The sequence below is a fragment of the Ramlibacter henchirensis genome (assembly GCF_004682015.1).
GTDB lineage: Bacteria > Pseudomonadota > Gammaproteobacteria > Burkholderiales > Burkholderiaceae_C > Ramlibacter > Ramlibacter henchirensis.
Window position 1 is genome coordinate 125,730 of sequence record NZ_SMLM01000004.1, and the last position, 18,253, is coordinate 143,982.

Genomic DNA, 18,253 nt, shown 5'->3' on the forward strand with positions numbered 1-18,253 from the left:
AAGTTCACGGGTCTGGATCTCAGCACGCTGGCGCGTACACCCCGGAGCGAAGAGGATTGTGACACGGACCCGTGGCAGGCGCTCCGCGCGCAGCCACTGCCGCACGGCACAGCCTCACGAACGCGCGTTGAGCACGTGCTTCTTCCCTTGCCGACTCGGCTGCGGAGAAGGCCTGGAAGATGACGCTATAATCTTGGGCTTGTTCCCCGATAGCTCAGTCGGTAGAGCGCCGGACTGTTAATCCGTAGGTCCCTGGTTCGAGCCCAGGTCGGGGAGCCATAAGTTCTTGATCTGCCAGCGTTTTTCTCTGGACTCCGCTAGTCCGCCGGTTTTTCCGGCTTCTTTCGGAGACTTGAATGAACGTTCAGCAGAATTTCGCGGTGGAGGCGATTCCCAGCGCCGACTCCGCAGCCATAGCCCAGCGTCTGAAGGCGCTGGCCGTGCGCCCTCAGTCACTGACTGTGCGCGAGTTGATCGACCGCTACATGGCGGTTTATGCCGGGGCCGACACAACGCGCGCCCAGCGACTCGCCGCCTGGTCATCTCTCATTGGTGATTTCACGCTCGAACAGGTCGACTCCGACCTCATGCACGCTGGCCGTGCCGAGCTTGCGAAACAGCCCTCGCTGACCTTCTACGGCCTGGATCACACAGGGCGCCGCATCTTCAAGGCGAAGCGCGGAGGGAAGCTGAAGACGCCAGCGACGGTGAATCGGTACATGGTGGCCGTGGCCGCCGTCTTCACCTGGGCCATAGATGAACGTCTGGCACCGCGCGGGTGGGTGCATCCATGCCGCGGGATTAGGCGTTTGGAAGAGCCCGATGGACGAGTCCGCTTCCTCAGCGAGGCCGAACGAGACCGGCTTTTCGCGGAGTGCCGTCGCTCGAAATACCCGCGGCTTTATGCGCTTGCCCTCACGGCCATGCTCACCGGCGCCCGAAAAGGGGAGTTACTTAGCCTTCGTTGGCGCGACATAGACCTCGACAGAGGAGTCGCTCTTCTCGGAAAAACGAAGAATGGCGACAGGCGAGCCTTGGTGCTACTTCCGCAAGTCGTCGACGTTCTGCGTCCATTCTCAGGAGACGGGGAGCGGTATGTGTTTGGCTCCGTTCGCAGCCGGTGCCAGCTGCCGGTCGTGATCGACTCGCCGTGGCGTGATGCAGTTGCGCGTGCGCAGATCCAAAACTTCCGCTTCCACGATCTCCGTCACTGCTGCGCGTCGTACCTTGCCCAAGCTGGCACACCTCTGAATGTCATCGCGGAAGTGCTGGGACATCGCAAGTTAGACATGAGTCGGCGGTATGCACACCTGACCACTCAGTCAAAGGCACATGCGATGCGAAGTGCACTCGGAACCATCGCCTAGGAACCACTATTTAGGGAGGAATCCAATGTTGGAAAGCAGCTGTCCGGACGGCAGTGTGAACGCGTCTGATCCAAGCAATGAGGGCTCGAGTGGCATTCCGCACCTCTACCGCTTCTTCGATGCTTTTCACGGACGTCAATCCATGGATCGCGAAACGCTGATGTGGCTCAATCGGGCCTTTTCTCAGTGGATATTCAACGGGGCGCGGGGAGATTTGGCCGACGCACTCGGCCTAGGCGGCATGGCGAAGTACGTTGCGAGCCAGATGCGCGAGTGCCGTGACGAGAGCTTACTTATTGAACTCGAGACGTTAGTGATGCTCGGTGAGAAACCGGACGATGCAGCTGCGATCATTGCAGATACACCGAGGTGCTCAGAAGGCCTGAGCGCGACGACTTTAGAGCGCTTGTACAAGTCCAAGCACACTCGCTGCGATAAAGAGGCGATGGAATTTGCCGTTTGGGCGGCTGGGGGCGAGGCGGCCTACCTCTCGAAGTACAGCGACACGTACATGTCGCCGAAGCTTGTGTCAATGAAGCGGGGGCGCTGACTCCAAATCATTGGCGGCGCCGCCACTCACCGCAAGACTTCACCTCGCGTTGTCTGGGAACCCAAGGCACCCCGCCTTGGGCCAAGGCTCAATGCCTTGGACACGCTGTCAGATGAAGGACTTATGAACAAGGTGAAGACTACAGAACTCTCCAGGCCATTCGGGCAATTCTGGCCTGTAAGTGTGCTTTGGGAGGGTGACGGCGCCCTCTTTCCCTCTGAGCAGTCGGCGCGATGGGCGCTGCGCGCCATCAAGCGTCGCTTGGCGGAAGCCGGCGCCCTCGCCTACCACCGCGGTCGGCTACAAGTCGATCCAAAGAAGGTGGCCGAGATCGCGCATGAGCTAGCGATTGAAAAAGCTCGCCAGCGGTATAGCGCGTAACCGTGGCGTGGCCTCATACAACCGCAGTGTTGCTAGCCTCAAAAAGCCGCAACACCGACAGATTCGTTCTCACGGCGGTGACTTCGTTCATGAGTTGGGACACTCACGAAGCATGGCCGCCAGTACGCTACATCGCACATGCTATCCAACGATCGGTGCGGCAGACGCAGAAATGTCTGCGACGTTTGGAGGAATCGGGAGAACTGGTTGTGCGACGACGTACAGGCGCTTCGAACATCTACATTCTTGGGCCGCGTCTTGTAGACCTCGCGAAGCGCCTTGCCGCTGGTGAGAGGGGTTTGTGGGAGAAGTTTTCCACAGGAGGTGACGATACCGCTCACCCCTCAAGCACGCCGGACCATGTCGATGTGGTTCACCTGGGACATGAAGAAGGAGTGCGTGGGACAGCTGACGATGCAGTTCATCCAAAACATAGCTCAACAGTAAAGGAACAGTCTCAGGACAAGGAGATTGAGCTAAGGGCTAAGCAGTTAGCGAAATCGTTGATTGCCGCTGGTGTCGAAGTCTCCCGGCACGACGCAGTCCGGTTGGAGGAACTGGTGCGAATTGGCGCGCACTCGGGGGAGGTGCTCGCCGCCATAAGAGCGGCCTCAAGAATTCCGGGTGTCAAGAACGCGCTCGCGTACGGCGCGCAGACCTTAATCAACAAGAGGCTGGACACCGTCGGAACAGAAGTCGAGCGCACCATGGAATGGAGTGAAGTGCCGTGGCAAGTCGTTGTTGCGCATGGAGAAAGACTAGGTGTCGGCACTTGGGATCCGAACACATCCATGGAACAGTTCCTTGTCTACAAGGGGCGAGTGACAGATGCCCTTCGTCGCGAACGAGGGACATCAACGGGCACATCCACAGACTGGCACGGGATCGACTTACCCCCCCTTTAGGTTCTTCTGCGAAGACAAACGATGCGGGTGATTCGACCCCCGGCGTTTCGCTAGTGGCTGGAAATTTGATTTACTTGACAGTTGACATGGAGGTAACCGTGAGCGGTAAGTGCACTGGACTGGTCTGGGACAAGTACCCGGGAGGCGGCGATGATTTCAAGCTGGCGCTGGCGCTCTCGGACAGCGCTGATGACAGCGGGTACGTGTACATCGAGGCGACACTCCGCTTACTGCATCAGGCTCGAGTGACGGAAGCGGAGTTTCGCGGCGCACTTGCAGTGATGAAAGACAAGGGTTGGCTGAGGGTCATCGACGCAAACGAGTGTCTCTTTCAGCTGGGCGCGCCTTCGGCCGCAACCCGCGGTCCGAAGATGTTCTTGGTCCCCAAGTAGCGGACGGCCGGATGAACAATCCGGGGTCAATGCGGCTTTCGACCCATAACAGACATCGCCGCCGGCTGAGCGTCTAGCAAGCCGGCCCGGAGTCGCGAGCACTCCGCCACACACTCAAGCCGGTGCGCTAGACAAGCCCGGAGGCTAGAAACAGCCGCATCTCTCTCGCAGGCTTAAAGAAGACCGCATCGCGCATCTGAGGGAGGGTCTTTGCACCAGCTGCGTCTTCGAACATATCGAACGAGCACCAGCTTGCAATGCTGATGCCAAGCTGCGGAATCATTGCCCCAGCGGGGGAGTGCATGATGATGCTCTCGTCCGCAGTCGCCAGCCAGACACCCTTACCAGCGGCTTTGAACCGGTTAAAGCGCTCGCGCAAGATCGGGCCGTCCTCGATCTCAATAGCGATCCCGTTCGCAGCAGCTCCCGTCACCATCAGTCTCGGTGATGTCCAGTTCATGTGACCGTCTTCGAAGTGCACTCCGACCGCGTAGCCGTGCTCGGACGCCAGCACATGGTGGTCGCCGATGCGCATATCCAAACGCTCAACGACGATCCGGCCTGGCGGGTCCAGCCTAAGTTGGAGCGCAACGACGCCCAGCTTCTGCTTGACCACAATTCGGGGTCCCTCCACTTCGATGTCCCAGGCATCGAGTGAGCCGATCCACTCGTTTTCGTCTAACGCCAAGATGGCTTTCCCTTCGTCATCTGTGAAAACCGCGGAGATCGTCCCAGGCTCACTGGGCCTTCCAGGATTCAGTTTGATGAGATCTTGGCCGAAGTAGCGCAACACGCTGGTTACGGCGGGGGCGTACACGAGATCGCCCAGTGCCAACTCTGCTTGGCCCGTGTGGAAGTCCAGTGGGCCCCGAGGCTCCCCCGCTTCGGCCGGCGTTTGCGCTTGGATCTGCTCGTACGCCAGTCGCGCTCGGTCCTTGGACCACTGCTTTCGCGTGATCCGACCGTGGCAGCTCTCGCATAGTAGGCACATCTTCGCGGGGTCGTGTTCATCGACCCCGACAAAATCCTCGAGGTGCTCGTACACACAGAACCCGTCACGGCAAATGACGCATCCGAATTTCGAGCGGCGCCGGACCTCTCGACGTACGTCGGATGGGATATGGCGCCTAAGCCCGTGGCGATTCACACGCATGTTCATGAGCTCATTTTGCATGGGCGACCGTTTCCGCAAACAGCCGCTCAGTTGCGATGCGCTAGGTGCGCCACCGTGCGCCCGATGACCAGCCGGATGTATTCGGCCCTGAATGCGTTGATCAGGTCCAGGAGCGGCCGACCGTAAGGCAGGCCGACAACCAGCTCCAGTCGATCACCTTCGTGCGCAAGCTCGTCTACGCCGCCCTCGACTTGTGTGGCACGCAAGTACTCGGGGTGCACGTGCTCAAATGGGACCAGAGTGGCTTCAAGCACCCAGCCGATTGACGAGCACTCTGAGCCAGGGCGTCGACAGCCTCAGAGGGGATGTTGCGGAGCATGTAGGAGCGAAATGCTTGCATGGAGGCGTACTGGGCCCCGTGGGCAGCACCTGCATCCAGGCTTCGCAGGAGCGGACTGCGCGCCGACAGCTCGAAAGCGTCTCTCGAAGAAAGAGCGGCAGGATCGAAGTCATCGAAGTACTCCACGGCCACAGTAAAAAAATCGGCTTTCGCGGTTTGACTGTGAAAAGTCGTTGGAGGGCGCCTGCAAAGACTCTCGGCCGGACACTGGTTGTCTATACAGCAGTTTCGCTCTGCGGTACTCCCATATCCGGGTCTTCTGGCTGCTCGAGGCTAGGATGGGCGGGATGACGCCCGACCTCAATCCTTATCGCGACGTGGACCTGCGCCCATTGCGGTCGAGGCTAGCCAGATGGTCCGGCTGGGAATCCACGCTCTTGGATGCAGCCAAGCTCGCCAACTTGGCCCGGAAGCTTGGGTTCGGGCACTTCGACGAGGCCGGCATCCGTGCACTGTGGCGCATCGGGCTTGTTCGTGCGGACGTCACCACCGCGCAGGCTCCTGCACAGGTCCCTGGCTTTGAGCCAGTGCAGGGCGCGCCCGATGTGCGCTTCATCGATGTGGGCAAACCAAAGGCAAGACCAACTGGGTCGCCTTCCTTCGTGCCGAAGGACGAGGCCCCGGAAGATGCGCTCACGCCGTACTTCCACCCATACAGGATCTTCCTGTTGCACCACGTTGTGCGCACGTTGGGAGTCAGCACGAGCAACACGCAGTACCTGCTGTGGACTCCCGGTGTGCTCAGCGTCGTCGAATGGCAGCTACGCAGCCTGAACCACTGGACTGAATCGAAGAACTTCCTCGACCGCTTTGACCATTGGAACTGGACCTGCGAGCTCGCGATCGTGTGTGAGCCGGTCCGATGGACGCGGCGCGAAACAGATAACGAGGATCCCGAGCAGCTGTGGCTGCAGGATTACGGGCTAAAGCTTCAATCACATCTTCGTACGCTGCCAGAGGACGCGGTCCCAAGCACTAGGCAAGCGTTCGCGCTGTCGGCGGGGGAGCTGGACCCGAACAGCGGGCTGCACACCCTGCTGCGGCTGATGAAGCGGTTTGAGCGGGATCGGATCGAAGGCCGGATCGGCGCGGCGATGCGGCTGCTGGACATGGCCGAATCCATCCGCCGCGCCGTCGAGCGCCACTTGAGCGTCGAGCTCCCCGAAGAAGATGAGATCGGCGCTGGGATGTGGATGGTCGGTGCACGAAAGATCCGGTACGGAACGGACCGAGTGTTCGACGCTGCGCCTTCCATGTTGCGTGACTTCCTGGGCTCGTTCGGGCTGGACGGCGGCGTGAAGGCGCGTTGCTACGTCGAGGGTCAAACTGAGCTGGGCGCACTGCGGCATGTCCTGGGATCCACGAGCCAGTGCGTCGTCGTGAACCTGAGCGGGGCGGTCGTGGAGCGGGGCGGCCGAGGGCTCGCCTTCGCTGAATCCCTGGCTGCCGACAAAGCCAGTGGCACTTTCAGCTTCATCATGCTCGACGCCGATCGAGCTGACGTAGTCAGGACATTGCGCAAAGCTGCATCCGAGGAGACGTTCCACGGCGCGTTCCTTCTCTCCAACCCGGACATCGAGATGGAGAACTTCGCGATTTCCGAGCTGCTAAACGTCGCGCTTGGGATGGCGGCTCGCTACGAGACCCCGGGCAGCCCGCCGCAGAGCTACTCGCGCGACGCTCTACTTTGCGAGCTGGAAGGCGCGAAGTCAGGCGATGAGTTTTTCAAGAGACTGCACCGTGATGGCCGCCTGCCAGAGGTCGACAAGGGGGAAGATTGGGGTACAGCACTGATGGCCTATGCCATCGAGCACCGGAGTTTCCCGCAAGGTGATCCCCGCGGCGGCGAGGAACGGCCGATCATTGGATTTGCGCAGATGCTGATCCGGGCAGAAGAAGTCGGCTTCCGGCACTCGCTGCAGTACGAGAAGGTGGATCCGGATACGGGTCGGCTTCACCGCAGGAGCTAGTTGCAACGCAACGCCGGGTGCGGCGCGCGGGCCCTGCCCGCAGTCGGCAGGCAGTGCCCTGAGAACTGCGCAAGCGTTTATCCAGAGTTTAAGCATCCCCGCTCTTGTTGCCTTCCCCGCGTGAGCCACCAGACACTGGGACGATTCGCGGCTCGATGACTCGAGTTGCGGCCGCGTCTGGCCGAAGGCGGACCTCGCGGACAGCTTGACCCAGACCAACTTCACATCGTTCCAGGCCCGCAGTGGATTCAGGTGCCTCGGGCCGATTGGCGCGACCGAAGCAGTTCACGAGCCGCTCCTTTCATGATCTCGGGATCAGGGCACCCATGCATCAGCATCGGCGAGCGTATGGAACGCCACCCTCGACTTTTCGATGCCCATCCGAGCGGCGGCATCCTGCGTGTGTTGAGGGTTCCCGTAGTAGCTGAACTTCCACTGAGCAGCAGGCGAGACGTTCTTCCAGACCAGCTGCAGGTAGGGCCAGTCCACCTCGCCAAGGGAATGGCCCATGACAAGGACTGTCTCCACGCTTTTCAAGGCTGAGAAGAAGGCCTGATTCGCCTGGATGATCTTTTCGGTAGGCTTGAACGTCTTGGCGAAGTAGTCGTCAACAATGAAGTTTCCCTGCCACACCCGGGTGTCCATTGCCTCCGGGTCTGCCCGGTGGTTCAGGGAGTCAGCTTCCGTGCGCCTCCAGCCGTGACCAAGGACGATCTGGGATGTGGCATCCCGCGCTTGGCCGTGGAGGTGAAGCACTCGCGCGGGCGCGACGCCATACACGCTGGTCAGCGTGTCCGTGTAATTGAAGTTGAGGAACACGCCGCTCCTGTCGATCGGCAGGGGAGCGACTCCCGATTGGGTCAGCGGTGGGATTTGAAGCTGTCGAACCCAATCCGCGAATCGGCTTCGCATCGTGCTGGAGATCTTTCTGATGATTCGATCCAGCTCGTACTCGTAATCATGGTGCCCGGCATCGCTCCAGTCCTCCGCACCGTACGGCATCAAGAAGTCTGAAGCGTCTTCGATCGCGGTCGCAGCATCGAAGTGCGCGAGCCGCGCCTCGAACTCGTTCCAGAAGGAATCGTCGATGTAGAAATACTGGTCGACGGCGTCGTACGTTTCTGGATCGGCCTTTTCTAGGTACTTGCCAAAATCAGCGTACCTCGACCCGACCCCATGATGGAGGTCGAAGCCATTACCAATGATGTACAGGGTCTTGGTGGACAATGTGAGCCTCAGTATTGCCGTCCTTCGAATTAGAGCACTACGCCGGGTTAATGAGGAGCAAGTAGACTCGCGTCATGACCTGCGTCGCATGTACCGAGCTCGCTGGCAAACCCGCTCGCCAGACTGAGCCCCACAAGGATCTTGAACTCGTCAGCAGTGAGAGTTGGTCGAAGAAGTCGGGGGGCATGGCCAAGGGCGCCATCGAGAAGTACCGGTGCCAGGTGTGCGGCAAGGAATGGACCCGCGACACCGACAAAAACGACAGCCACGCTGTCTGGGTTTAAGCCCAATCGTTCCCGTCACGATCGGCATCCAGGTTCGCCGATCTCGCAGGCTGCGCATCCGATCCGGCGTGCGCACGGCGGGCTCAACCCCATTGCGTTGATGCAGGGGCAAAACCATCCCTATGAGACACCGCGCGCGAGTCCAGTCCAGGAGTGTCCGAAAGCGGACCTCTATGCCTCGAGTGAGTCACACGACAAGAAGACCGGCGGATTCGTAGTCCGCCGCGAAGGTGGAGAGGCCGAGTTCTAACGGCCACCGCGTGGTCTGCACATGTTCTGAAGAACTTCGTGGCTGGTGGAGGCCACCTTGACCACCCGCCTGGAGCCCTCTAGTCGTACGGCTTCTGGGTGCTCGCGGCGGATTACTTCCTCGGTGCAGTAGTGGCTCGTGGTCCAACGTCCGCACCACTTGATGCGCCACTTGTATTGCACTTCCTCTTTCACGCTGGCTGCGGAAACAGCCTGATCTCGAAGGCAAGTTCTTCGGCGCCGTCCGTGCCCGCCAAGGCAGCTTCCGCGGCGAGCAGGTATGCCTTGGGCCAGCGGACCGCTCGCGCGAAGGTAGTGCCATTAAGACCGCCTGCATGCACCTCGTTAGCCGTCAGCCAGGCGCGGTACGTGGCTTCCACCTCTTCTGGCTTACCGAGGGTTCGCTCCAGCGCGGCAATGAACGACACTCCGCAGCGATGCGTTCGGGGCTAGGCAAGGCCTTGCCGTCGCGCAGGGCCACTGTGTAGGGGCGCTCCATGCTGCTCTCCTGTATCTATACTGTATGTCCATACAGTATCGCAGAACGCCCACTGCTTGCAAGCGCTCTAGCAGTTGCTGCTCTCTCAAGCGGACTCATCTATGCGTACTCACAGCGGCAACGTGGGATCGCCTACAGCGCTCCCGATGGCCCAGCAACTAACCTGCGAGCATGGCCGCACCTGCACCCACTCGCGCCCTCTGGAAGGGCAGCATCAGCTTCGGGCTGGTGTTCATCCCGATCGCCTTGCACTCCGCCACCGTGGAGGTCAGGCCGAAGATGAAGATGCTGGACTCGGAAACCGGTGCCCCGGTTGGCTACAAGAAGGTGGACAAGGTGACCGGCGAGGCCGTGAGCCAGGCGGACGTGGTCAAGGGCGTCGAGGTCGACAAGGGTCAGTACGTCACGCTCACGAAGGACGAAATCAGGGAAGCCCTGCCCAAGACGACCCAGACGATCGAGATCGAGTCGTTCGTCAAGTTGGAAGAAGTGCCGACGATCTACTTCAACAAGCCCTACCTCACTTCGCCGACGGGCAAGGCCCAGAAGGTCTACGCCCTGCTCCGTGACGTGCTGCGGCGCACCGGCAGGGTCGGCGTCGGCCGCATCGTGGTCTCCACGAAGCAGCATCTAGCGCTGGTGCTGCCCCACGGCGACGGGCTGGTGGTCAACCTGCTGCGCTGGCACGAGGAGATCCGTGACCAGACCGGCCTGCAACTTCCGGGAGATGCCAAGGAGGTGGGCCTCACGGATCGCGAGCTGAAGATGGGCGAGCAGCTCGTTCTCGACCTGGCTGACGAATGGCACCCGGAGCGCTTCCGCGACGAGTTCGCCGAGAAAGTGCAGGCACTGATCGAAGCCAAGCGGAGGGCCGGGGAAGTGAAGCAGGTTGCAGAGATCATGGGAGACGAGGCCGTGCCTGCATCGGCCGAAGTCTTCGACCTAACGGAACTGCTGCGCCGAAGCCTCAAGGGTGGCGCGGCACCTGCGCCATCCCGCACCCCCGCCCCTGCGCCGAAGAAAGCCGCGGCCCGGAGCGTCAAGACAGCGGCGAATGACGAGCGCGAACGGGCTGCCGCCGCCGCGAAGACCACGGGGAAGGCCAAGGCCACTGTGAAGGCGAGCAAGCGTAAGTCGGCGTAGCGCGCCGGACCATCGAAGCCCTCCCCGGCTGGGAGCTAGCGCTAAACGCGAATGAGCGCAAGGCCGGGAGGCTGTGTCGCCTGCTCAAGCCGCTTGTACCCTTTGGCCGCTCACAGCCAAAGGGGTACACCATGTCGCTCATCGATGAAACGGACGAACTGTTCGCGCGATACCTTGAGTTTGATGCGAAGCTTTGGGCTCGCTTTGTGCCAACAGGTCTCCCGGTGAAAGCCACGTACTACTGTGATGCCTACGTTCCCGCAGCTGCTGGTGCGTTGCACCGCTTCCTATTAATTGTGACGAAGCGCCGAGTCGTGCTTGAGGCCGGCCCGATTTCCACCGGTCATGGCTTGATCTTCAGCGCCAGGTCCACTTCACGCGAAATCGCCTTCGAAGCTTCTGATTTGGACTGCGTTGGTGAGAACTGGCCGTCTCTCACCGACCCCCTGATGCGCAAGGCTCACGAAGTCGCTGTGCTCTGCGGTCACAAATTTGCGCCCTCGCCTTTCAAAGCGGCGCTGAGAAGAGGGAACAGTTAGCGGGCGCCGGCATTTGCCCGGGCAGCCGGCGGATCAACAATCCGCCGGTCCATGTCTGCTTTCGACCGTGGCGGCCATTGCAGTCGAGCCTCGCAGCGGCCTTACTCCGCTTTGAAACCGGAGGCCTTCATGACTTCCCCACTTCGCGTGATCGGTCCGGATGAAGGCCTTGAACTCACCGGGGTGCATCGTCCAGGGCTCGTAGCCCATGGTCTTGATGGTCTCCAGCATGTCTTTCGAGAGCACGACCTTTACCGCCCTCGACGTGGATGCCCTCCACGAGGGCGGCCCGTGTCTGCGCGGGCGCGACGAGGCGCTGGGCTCATTGAGGCGCGGGCGGTGAGTAGGCGTTACGATTTTCCACCGCTGACAAGAGGCCAAAAAGGGGGGATGCCAAAGTAAGGGTGAAGAACAAGGTAAGAACCGCATGGAATCGCTCGGGCTACCGCGTCTTTCATGTCGCGAACGGGTTGCGAATAGATTAACTCCTCATCCAACATCGAAAGCAGCGGTACGATCCTTGTAAGAGATTCCATTGCGGCGCTCCCACCAAGAGCCGCGGCAGAGTCGGTGATGGCGCGCACCTGAACCAGCACATCATGGAGCGCGACGTGGAAAGGCTTGAAGTCCGCAAGAAGCCGAAGATTTAGCCGCCGAAACATGTGATTCAAGAGCAACCAGCACTGGACGTTGAATAGTCTGTAGTGCAGCGGATTTTGTCGGTTGTCTTCTGCGGGCTGCGAGCCACTGTCCGTGAACTGCTGCCATAGTCGAGCTCTAGATCGCACGAAGCTGTTTGCCACCTCTTCGAAGTTACTCACGAATCGAGATAGCGCAAGAACCTGCAACTCATAGCAAGTACCGTGATTATTGGCGGCCTGCGCTTCGATTTTTCCCTGCGGACTGTTTTTGAGCCATCGCAGGTACCCCGTGCACCAATGCTGGACTCCAACCCAGATTTTACCCGCAATGCCTTCTCTGCAATGAAGAATCTGAAGGCCGTCTAAGAAATAATAGAGGTCCTTTGCGTCAATGATTCCATGTCCAGCCGCCTCGAATTGATCGTGGCCACGTCGCATTTGGCCAAAACGCAAATCTGGATGCATTGATTCGGGCCCAACAAACCAACTATCCAATACTGCTTCGGCCTTCGCTCGAAACTCAGCTTTTCCGGAAATTACACTCCCGAGACTCAATGCCGTGACGTCATCAAACACTTGCTGAAGGCGAGTGCTGTCGTACTGCAGGCTTTCAATGTGATCCAATGATGCCTCGGGGTTTCGGATTCCGTCGTGCCGGACATATGGGAGATCGGTGCCAGCAGCGTCAGGCCACCAGAATGGAGCGACGCTGTAGTAGTCTCGCTTGTCCTTGGACGGAGGGAGCCGAAGCTTGTCCAAAACACATGGAACTTCCTTCTGGAGGGCTTCTGCTGCTTTCCCTAAGATAGCTTCGCGAACGATGTCGGCTGCAGAACTCAGCCTTGAAATCCTTTGCGCGTCGTACAGGATTCCTTCCGTTGTATCGCTAGCAGCTCTTGCGCGCTCTGCAAGAACAGAAGCCAGAAAGTTTCTCACTGAAGTTCGTCTGGCGTTGCTCCTTCGTCGGATTCCTTGAACGCTCGGATCTGTGTCGAACTCATCACGCCCCGAACTCAATCTAGCCACCCAGCCAGCTTTCACCCAACGGCCAGCATCCGTTGACAAGGTCCAACGCTTGTTCTCCCATGGTTGGTAGGCCCAATCGTCCCACACACCAGGATATGAAATTCGGCGAAGAAATTCGACCTTTGAATATCGGCCATACCTCAGGTCACCGTCAAAACGCTCAAGCGCATCACTCCTGAAGATGATCTGCGGCTCTTCGAGCGCCTCACAGGTGAACGTAGGACTTAGGAGTTCATCGTTCCTGAGAACTCGCTCCATCGGGACGATGATGTATTTCTCGGTGGACGACCCGTCTATTGCCTCTAGAATCTTCTTCCAACCACTTGGGTGAATAAAGCAGTTGCCGTCCCATGGAAGTACCCATCCGAACGCATCACCGGTATCGAGTGCAACGTTCCGAGCACCGTTGACGTTCATCACGTATCTGTTGGAGTCATGGAATGCGTGGTCCAAGAGCAACGTGTAGCGATAATCATCAAGGATTTGACCGCACAGCAGCGGAGCAAAGTCGTCGGCAGAAAAATGCGGGAAGCTAGGTTGGAGTCCATCAAGAGCATCCCCTTCAAAAGGGATAACCAAAACGTCTTGAGCAGCGTCGTTAAGCATCTGCAACAGCTGCTGCTGCACTTCAGTATCCACCAAGCGGTTCAGTATCCATCTCTTCTGTACCCGTGGCAATGCGCTTTCGTTTCGCAAAATGAATTCCACGTTGCGGAGCGTCTGCTTGCGACAGTGTCGAGGGGGAAGGTCGTTACCCAAAATCCGGCACAACAGAACGTTTGCCGCTTGAGTCCTACCAAGGGCCAACTGACGAATTGATGAGTCAGTCTGCAATTTAGGATTCTTCACACTCAATCCTCTTGTTGCGCCGATCTGAAAATTAACCATTAGGGCAGCTTTCTGACGGAACGCGACCACATTGCCTGGCCCGCACGATCGTGGTGTCGGTATCGTCTTCCTTGCGGCCGCGGCCCCGCGGCACGCGCACCTGCTCCGGTCCACTCAGACCCGTACAGCACAGAAGGGGGCGGAAGGTGCCATTTCGTCGAAGCGCGCCTTGGATCCGCGTTAGTGAGTATCGCGCTCGTCCCTGTGAACGGGCTTCAGGTAAATAGCATTGGTGTACTGATGCCTATTTGGGCTGTCTCCTCCACAGGTGCCGCTACAGGTCGCGAGTCGACCTTGGGCAACACTGGGCTGCGACCAGGACGTGACAATGCCTCGGTAAATTCCGCCTTCAATAATCTCGCCAATAGGTCGAAGACGAGCATCGATAGAATTGCGGCCTCCGTGCTGCTCAAGCAGTTTTTGGAACTGCGCGTCCCTCTTTCGACGAGATCCTCGATACCAGCTAGCGAGGTAGCAGCATGGAAAAACTAGACCTTCAGCACTTATGTAGAGCTCGCGCTCAGTCTGTGCTTTACACTCGATCAAAGTCGTATCAAGATAGTTTGCGTAGCCATTTCGTTCAGATGCGATGCCGCCAAGTTCCGCGCTTGAGGCATTGCGAAGGCAAATATCGATGGGCGGCTCGATACTGTATATTGTCTTTCCACTTGTATCTTGGATGTCGAGAGCCGGGTGCAACTGTCCATCGAAGAAAAACCGCCCGGTCTTACGGAGTCTAAACTTCCGAAACCCCATCGTTCGAGCTAGCTCTTGCGCCTCAGAAATCTGGTGCTCGTTGTGACGAAAAACGATGAATTCCCAGTGTGCCGCTCCTCCAGCATCAATGAAAGCAGCCGCATTGGCCATAATCACGTTCCAATGTGTCCTCCGGCGGTAGAGGTGGTTTGTATCGCTCAGTCCGTCAATACCGAAGTGGCAGTGATCCAAAACACGCGCGAGCCTCTGCCACCAATCTGGCTTGCGCGCGCTTCCGTTTGTATTTAGTCCAAGTCGAATTTTCGGATTGACGGCTTTTAGATAAGTCAAGACTTCGAGTGTGTCTGGCGCAATTATTGGGTCACCATAGTTTCCGCATAGCCAAACTTGCTCAAGCTGTTCTATAAAATGAGGCGGCAGCATTCGCTGCACCTCCAAAAGTGTGAGATCAACCTGGGGGAGATCCGCAATCTGAAATCCGCCCCGTTCGTTTCGCGAACACATTGGACATGCAGCATTGCAACGCGTCGTCATCTCTAGATGAATGCGCCGGATATCAACTTGCGAGTACATAGCTCCGCCCCACTACAGCACGCTACACGGCTCAGTTAGCCGGGAAAATTTAACCAACAGTTCAGCAACATCGCTCTGATGAAAGCGCTTCGCACTTGCAACCGCTAGGCAAAGGTCCATCCCGGTCTGTAACGGCGTGATGCCTCCACGACGCTCCAATGACTTATCGATGCTCGCCATCCAAGTGTTCACTTCATTCGCATCCCAAATAAACGGATGCCGGGGCTGTATCCAAGGGGTTACGTCGGTCCGGTACAGAGGGATGTTGCGAGCAGCGAGCAACGAGAGAAGCAGTCGTCGCATGTACCTAGATGCACGCGCTCTGTATGCTGCCAAAAAAAGCGCTCGGCTATCGACGCCGCCAAATATCGAGCAAACGTTGTCTCCTGGGTCAAACGCCTTTTCTCCGCACCGAAAATCTTCATCGACCGCACGAAGCCAGCTTTCAAGAGACGCCGTCACACGTGGCGCCGCGACCAAACTGTGTGTTGGCATCGACACGTGTTCACTACGCTCTCGCTTCCAATCTGCACAATCTGAAAGTTCGTGCGAGACGAACTGCGTGCGATGTTTGTCCCGCGCCGTTAGTTCAGCGAGCTTATATGGCGTAACGTACCCGCCTATCCACTTAGTCATTCCGCCGTAAACTCCTCGTCGCTCAGAGCTCGCCCAGACATAAGCCGTAGGCGAATAGGCGGGGATCCAAGGACGCAACTGAAGAGCCAGGCAGCGGCCGTATTCGACCGTGGGTTGCATCTCACGGTTTGCGTGGTGCGCCTGGTTAGCGAAGATAAGGCACGCCGACACCAAATCAAACGTTAACGTTGCCTCGTGGCGCCGAAACCGGAATCCTCTCTCTAACGCAGGCTGAAGTACAGCGTCCTGAGTACCGTGAAATATCAGCCCTAAATCACCTAGCTCGGCTACTCCCTTCGAAAAACGAACGCGGCTACCCTGCCACTCAAGCCCCCACTCGCTTTTTATTAAGTTTGGCAATGCGTGAGCTCTGCCAGCAGCTACCGCATGCTCAAAGAATGGAGATTCGCACGCCGCCTTCGTACATAGGCGTGACGGTAGCGGTGCAACACCTACACGTCCGAGATCGAGACGATCTGCATCCCAACAAACTTGTGCGGTTAGGGGACCATCTCGTGTCCCCTTCGAGTGATGCTCACACGCAAAGGCTAAGACCTCAATGTCATTCGGCGCGAGCCGAATCAAACCACGACGAGCTAGCTCAATCGCATACGCAGCGGCACGCGGCCCGTGGTCGGGATCCGCTCCCTCCTTGTCGCGTTGCGAGTCATGAAGAATCGCAAACAACTCAACGACTGGCACTGAGGCGCCAAGGAGTTTGGCAAGGTGACGTCCGTTCTCCCAGACTCTTGCCCAGTGTCCAACGCCATGAGTACGATCTTGCCGAAGACGAAACCCCTCCAGAACATCTCGCAGAATTTCACGAAGGTCGTATCCCATTGCCCCGTGCACCGTGTCATCGACTGGATTGCTGCGGTCGGTGGCCGTTGGCGCAAAGTCACTTAAATTCCTTTGCTTCAAATTTAGACAGCCTCCCAACTGAGCAAGCAAGTCAACGAACGTCTCGCCTGAGAAGCGGCGCACTTCAGCGGAGACCCTGTTCCATGCTCGCGCCTTGACAATCAATATCGAGTCTTCAGCAGTGCCTAACAAGGCATCCGCGGAGTCGGACTGGATCCAGTCCACCAGAGCGGAGATCGAATCGGCGGAAGGCAAACCCCCGCTTGATGCAAGAACTAGATATGGAGCCCGCGTTTCGCAGGCTAGTGCATTAAGCAGTTCCGCAGGCCTCGTATCGAATGCGATTACGTCTGAAGCCGCAGCGCTGTCTGGTAACGGAAGAGGCGCGGAGACCCGACTAAGTTGGATAACTCGCGCGTCCAGTTGCGTGAACTCAGGGTGCTCAGCACACGCGCCGGGCGAAGGCGTCGTAACTCCGACAGCCACTTTCGGAACCGCGTAGCTCGTCACTTCGCTTTTTGAACTTCGAAAAGGCGGAAGCGGGCAAAGTTGCTCTCGCAAGTCTCGACTTTGAATAAAACCAGCGCGGCGGTCAGTTTCGTTGATCCCTTCAGGAGGCTCCTGGTGATACGCCACAGCCGCGGGAATGGGGATAAGATGGAAGCCTGCCAAGTAAGCTCTATAGCCGAACTCCCCATCCTCACCACCCCAAGATTGAAAGGATTCGCAAAACCCGCCTATTCGGAGGGCGGCTTCTCGCCTGAACGCAAGATTGCTACCAACAACAGCGCGAAACGGGGCATAGTCATTTCGCAGGTAGTCAGTGCGCCGATAGACCTCCATTCGCCAGTCTTCGGCGACACCTGCGCCGTTTTGTATCCACATCTCGTTCCGAGTTTGAATCACCGGAAGATGATCTTCAAAGTCGGGAGCCCTTAATATGTCCTCCGCGGTAATCGAATCAGTACAGGTGAAGCGCCGCATGCCGATCAGTAGCACCTGTTCGTACTCGAGCGAAGCGCTGTAGGCGCTCAGTAAACGTCTCGATGGGAGCATGTCGGATTGGAGCAGTACGATCCGATCGTGTTTTGCAGCGCGAACGCCTAAATTGCACACCGCGCTGAGGCGATGTCCAGCGTCTCGCTGTCGCACATGGATGACGTTCAGCCGGTCCTCGAATTTCCGGATAACCTCAGCCGTGTTATCTCCGCTGCCATCATCCGCGACGACGATCTCGAGACCTCCTACGGGCTTATATAAATGGGTCGCTGCCGCAAGGAACCGCTCCAGTTTTTCCGCTCTGTTGTACGTCGGAACCACCATCGAGATCGGTTGCACGCAACAAGCACTGTCGCCCAATCGAGCTGGAACGACGACTGAATAGTCGTTGCCGGCTCGGGGCCAACCGAATGCAACATCTTGACCCATGAGCAAACTCCTTGTGACGGTTGCTGTGACTAAGTGGCACTCCAAGTCCGCTAATCCGAACGCCAGCTAAGTCACGTGCGCACTACCACGAACCCAAGGCGTTCCGGAACGGCGCACGCCCCCAGCATCGCGGCACTATCACGTATTTGCAAGCGTGGGCGCAAGGGCCCGTTTGCTCTCTTTTTGTCAATCGGGCACATGTCGTCTTTTTACCGTTGCGTTCTGCGTGTTCGTCCCTTCGAACAAGAGGGAGCGAAGAGTCCAGCGGATGCGTCAGAAACTGGCGCTGGGCTGGCGTGAATTGAATCGATGCCATGATGCCGCTGGAGGAAGGTTACGAAGACGCTGGGCTTTGCTCCGACACGATATAGCAGGCAAGCCGTCATGTCGTCCATACTTGTTTGCCGCCATAGCTCTTCAAAGCGGCGCGTTGTTGTCGACCCAAGAGCTGGAGGCGTCTGCC

Annotated in this window: 15 protein-coding genes and 1 tRNA gene; 10 read left to right on the forward strand and 6 right to left on the reverse strand. The window is 58.4% G+C overall.

Translation table 11 applies throughout. The annotated features are described in order from the left end of the window. Window positions 1–203 precede the first annotated feature (203 nt). From EZ313_RS21950 to EZ313_RS21975, 6 genes are all read left to right on the forward strand, one after another. Window positions 204–279: transfer RNA gene (locus tag EZ313_RS21950), tRNA-Asn, on the forward strand. 77 nt (window positions 280–356) lie between these two features. Then, on the forward strand, window positions 357–1,367 hold the full coding sequence (locus EZ313_RS21955; RefSeq protein WP_135265462.1) for a tyrosine-type recombinase/integrase: 1,011 nt from the start codon (window positions 357–359) through the stop codon (window positions 1,365–1,367). A 25-nt stretch (window positions 1,368–1,392) separates the two neighbouring features. Beyond that, on the forward strand, window positions 1,393–1,917 hold the full coding sequence (locus EZ313_RS21960; protein ID WP_135265463.1) for a hypothetical protein: 525 nt from the start codon (window positions 1,393–1,395) through the stop codon (window positions 1,915–1,917). Between the two features lie 123 nt (window positions 1,918–2,040). Beyond that, on the forward strand, window positions 2,041–2,298 hold the full coding sequence (locus EZ313_RS21965) for a hypothetical protein (protein WP_135265464.1): 258 nt from the start codon (window positions 2,041–2,043) through the stop codon (window positions 2,296–2,298). 89 nt (window positions 2,299–2,387) lie between these two features. Then, a complete protein-coding gene (locus EZ313_RS21970; RefSeq protein ID WP_135265465.1) occupies window positions 2,388–3,203 on the forward strand; it encodes a hypothetical protein in 816 nt (271 codons plus the stop codon). Window positions 3,204–3,277: 74 nt separating this feature from the next. Next, window positions 3,278–3,595 (forward strand): hypothetical protein, encoded by a 318-nt coding sequence (locus EZ313_RS21975; RefSeq protein ID WP_135265466.1) that lies wholly within the window; start codon window positions 3,278–3,280, stop codon window positions 3,593–3,595. A 127-nt stretch (window positions 3,596–3,722) separates the two neighbouring features. On the opposite strand, the gene EZ313_RS21980 is transcribed toward EZ313_RS21975, so the two are convergent. Beyond that, entirely contained in the window at window positions 3,723–4,754 is a 1,032-nt protein-coding gene (locus tag EZ313_RS21980; RefSeq protein WP_135265467.1) for a hypothetical protein, read from the reverse strand. A 59-nt stretch (window positions 4,755–4,813) separates the two neighbouring features. Between EZ313_RS21980 and EZ313_RS23510 the strand changes: the two genes are divergently transcribed. Both EZ313_RS23510 and EZ313_RS21990 read left to right on the forward strand, forming a co-directional pair. Further along, window positions 4,814–5,035 (forward strand): hypothetical protein, encoded by a 222-nt coding sequence (locus EZ313_RS23510; protein ID WP_135265468.1) that lies wholly within the window; start codon window positions 4,814–4,816, stop codon window positions 5,033–5,035. A gap of 361 nt (window positions 5,036–5,396) precedes the next feature. Then, window positions 5,397–7,079: a hypothetical protein gene (locus EZ313_RS21990; protein WP_135265469.1), complete on the forward strand. Its 1,683-nt coding sequence runs from the start codon at window positions 5,397–5,399 to the stop codon at window positions 7,077–7,079. Window positions 7,080–7,394: 315 nt separating this feature from the next. On the opposite strand, the gene EZ313_RS21995 is transcribed toward EZ313_RS21990, so the two are convergent. Continuing rightward, window positions 7,395–8,306: a bacteriophage abortive infection AbiH family protein gene (locus EZ313_RS21995; protein ID WP_167772699.1), complete on the reverse strand. Its 912-nt coding sequence runs from the start codon at window positions 8,304–8,306 to the stop codon at window positions 7,395–7,397. A 724-nt stretch (window positions 8,307–9,030) separates the two neighbouring features. After that, window positions 9,031–9,267 (reverse strand): hypothetical protein, encoded by a 237-nt coding sequence (locus EZ313_RS22000; protein WP_135265471.1) that lies wholly within the window; start codon window positions 9,265–9,267, stop codon window positions 9,031–9,033. Between the two features lie 242 nt (window positions 9,268–9,509). On the opposite strand from EZ313_RS22000, the gene ku reads away from it, so the two are divergent. Together ku and EZ313_RS22010 are read left to right on the forward strand one after the other, a co-directional pair. Next, complete coding sequence (ku, locus tag EZ313_RS22005; protein ID WP_135265472.1) at window positions 9,510–10,481, forward strand: non-homologous end joining protein Ku; 972 nt, start codon at window positions 9,510–9,512, stop codon at window positions 10,479–10,481. A 131-nt stretch (window positions 10,482–10,612) separates the two neighbouring features. After that, window positions 10,613–11,020 carry a hypothetical protein gene (locus tag EZ313_RS22010; RefSeq protein WP_135265473.1) on the forward strand — a complete coding sequence of 136 codons (408 nt, stop codon included), beginning with the start codon at window positions 10,613–10,615 and terminating at the stop codon, window positions 11,018–11,020. Between the two features lie 350 nt (window positions 11,021–11,370). On the opposite strand, the gene EZ313_RS22015 is transcribed toward EZ313_RS22010, so the two are convergent. The 3 genes from EZ313_RS22015 to EZ313_RS22025 all read right to left on the reverse strand — a co-directional run bounded on the left by EZ313_RS22015 (window position 11,371) and on the right by EZ313_RS22025 (window position 17,790). Next, window positions 11,371–13,536, reverse strand: a complete 2,166-nt coding sequence (locus EZ313_RS22015) for an alginate lyase family protein (protein ID WP_167772700.1) — start codon at window positions 13,534–13,536, stop codon at window positions 11,371–11,373. 219 nt (window positions 13,537–13,755) lie between these two features. Next, complete coding sequence (locus tag EZ313_RS22020) at window positions 13,756–14,865, reverse strand: radical SAM protein (RefSeq protein WP_135265475.1); 1,110 nt, start codon at window positions 14,863–14,865, stop codon at window positions 13,756–13,758. 12 nt (window positions 14,866–14,877) lie between these two features. Beyond that, window positions 14,878–17,790 carry a glycosyltransferase gene (locus EZ313_RS22025; RefSeq protein WP_135265476.1) on the reverse strand — a complete coding sequence of 971 codons (2,913 nt, stop codon included), beginning with the start codon at window positions 17,788–17,790 and terminating at the stop codon, window positions 14,878–14,880. Between the last annotated feature and the right edge of the window lie 463 nt (window positions 17,791–18,253).

What these genes read in the sequence shown, in the direction of transcription:
- EZ313_RS21955 (WP_135265462.1), top strand. Translation starts at nt 357, where the DNA reads ATGAACGTTCAGCAGAATTTCGCGGTGGAGGCGATTCCCAGCGCCGAC.
- EZ313_RS21960 (WP_135265463.1), top strand. Translation starts at nt 1,393, where the DNA reads ATGTTGGAAAGCAGCTGTCCGGACGGCAGTGTGAACGCGTCTGATCCA.
- EZ313_RS21965 (WP_135265464.1), top strand. Translation starts at nt 2,041, where the DNA reads ATGAACAAGGTGAAGACTACAGAACTCTCCAGGCCATTCGGGCAATTC.
- EZ313_RS21970 (WP_135265465.1), top strand. Translation starts at nt 2,388, where the DNA reads ATGAGTTGGGACACTCACGAAGCATGGCCGCCAGTACGCTACATCGCA.
- EZ313_RS21980 (WP_135265467.1), bottom strand. Translation starts at nt 4,754, where the DNA reads ATGAACATGCGTGTGAATCGCCACGGGCTTAGGCGCCATATCCCATCC.
- EZ313_RS21990 (WP_135265469.1), top strand. Translation starts at nt 5,397, where the DNA reads ATGACGCCCGACCTCAATCCTTATCGCGACGTGGACCTGCGCCCATTG.
- ku (WP_135265472.1), top strand. Translation starts at nt 9,510, where the DNA reads ATGGCCGCACCTGCACCCACTCGCGCCCTCTGGAAGGGCAGCATCAGC.
- EZ313_RS22010 (WP_135265473.1), top strand. Translation starts at nt 10,613, where the DNA reads ATGTCGCTCATCGATGAAACGGACGAACTGTTCGCGCGATACCTTGAG.
- EZ313_RS22020 (WP_135265475.1), bottom strand. Translation starts at nt 14,865, where the DNA reads ATGTACTCGCAAGTTGATATCCGGCGCATTCATCTAGAGATGACGACG.
- EZ313_RS22025 (WP_135265476.1), bottom strand. Translation starts at nt 17,790, where the DNA reads ATGGGTCAAGATGTTGCATTCGGTTGGCCCCGAGCCGGCAACGACTAT.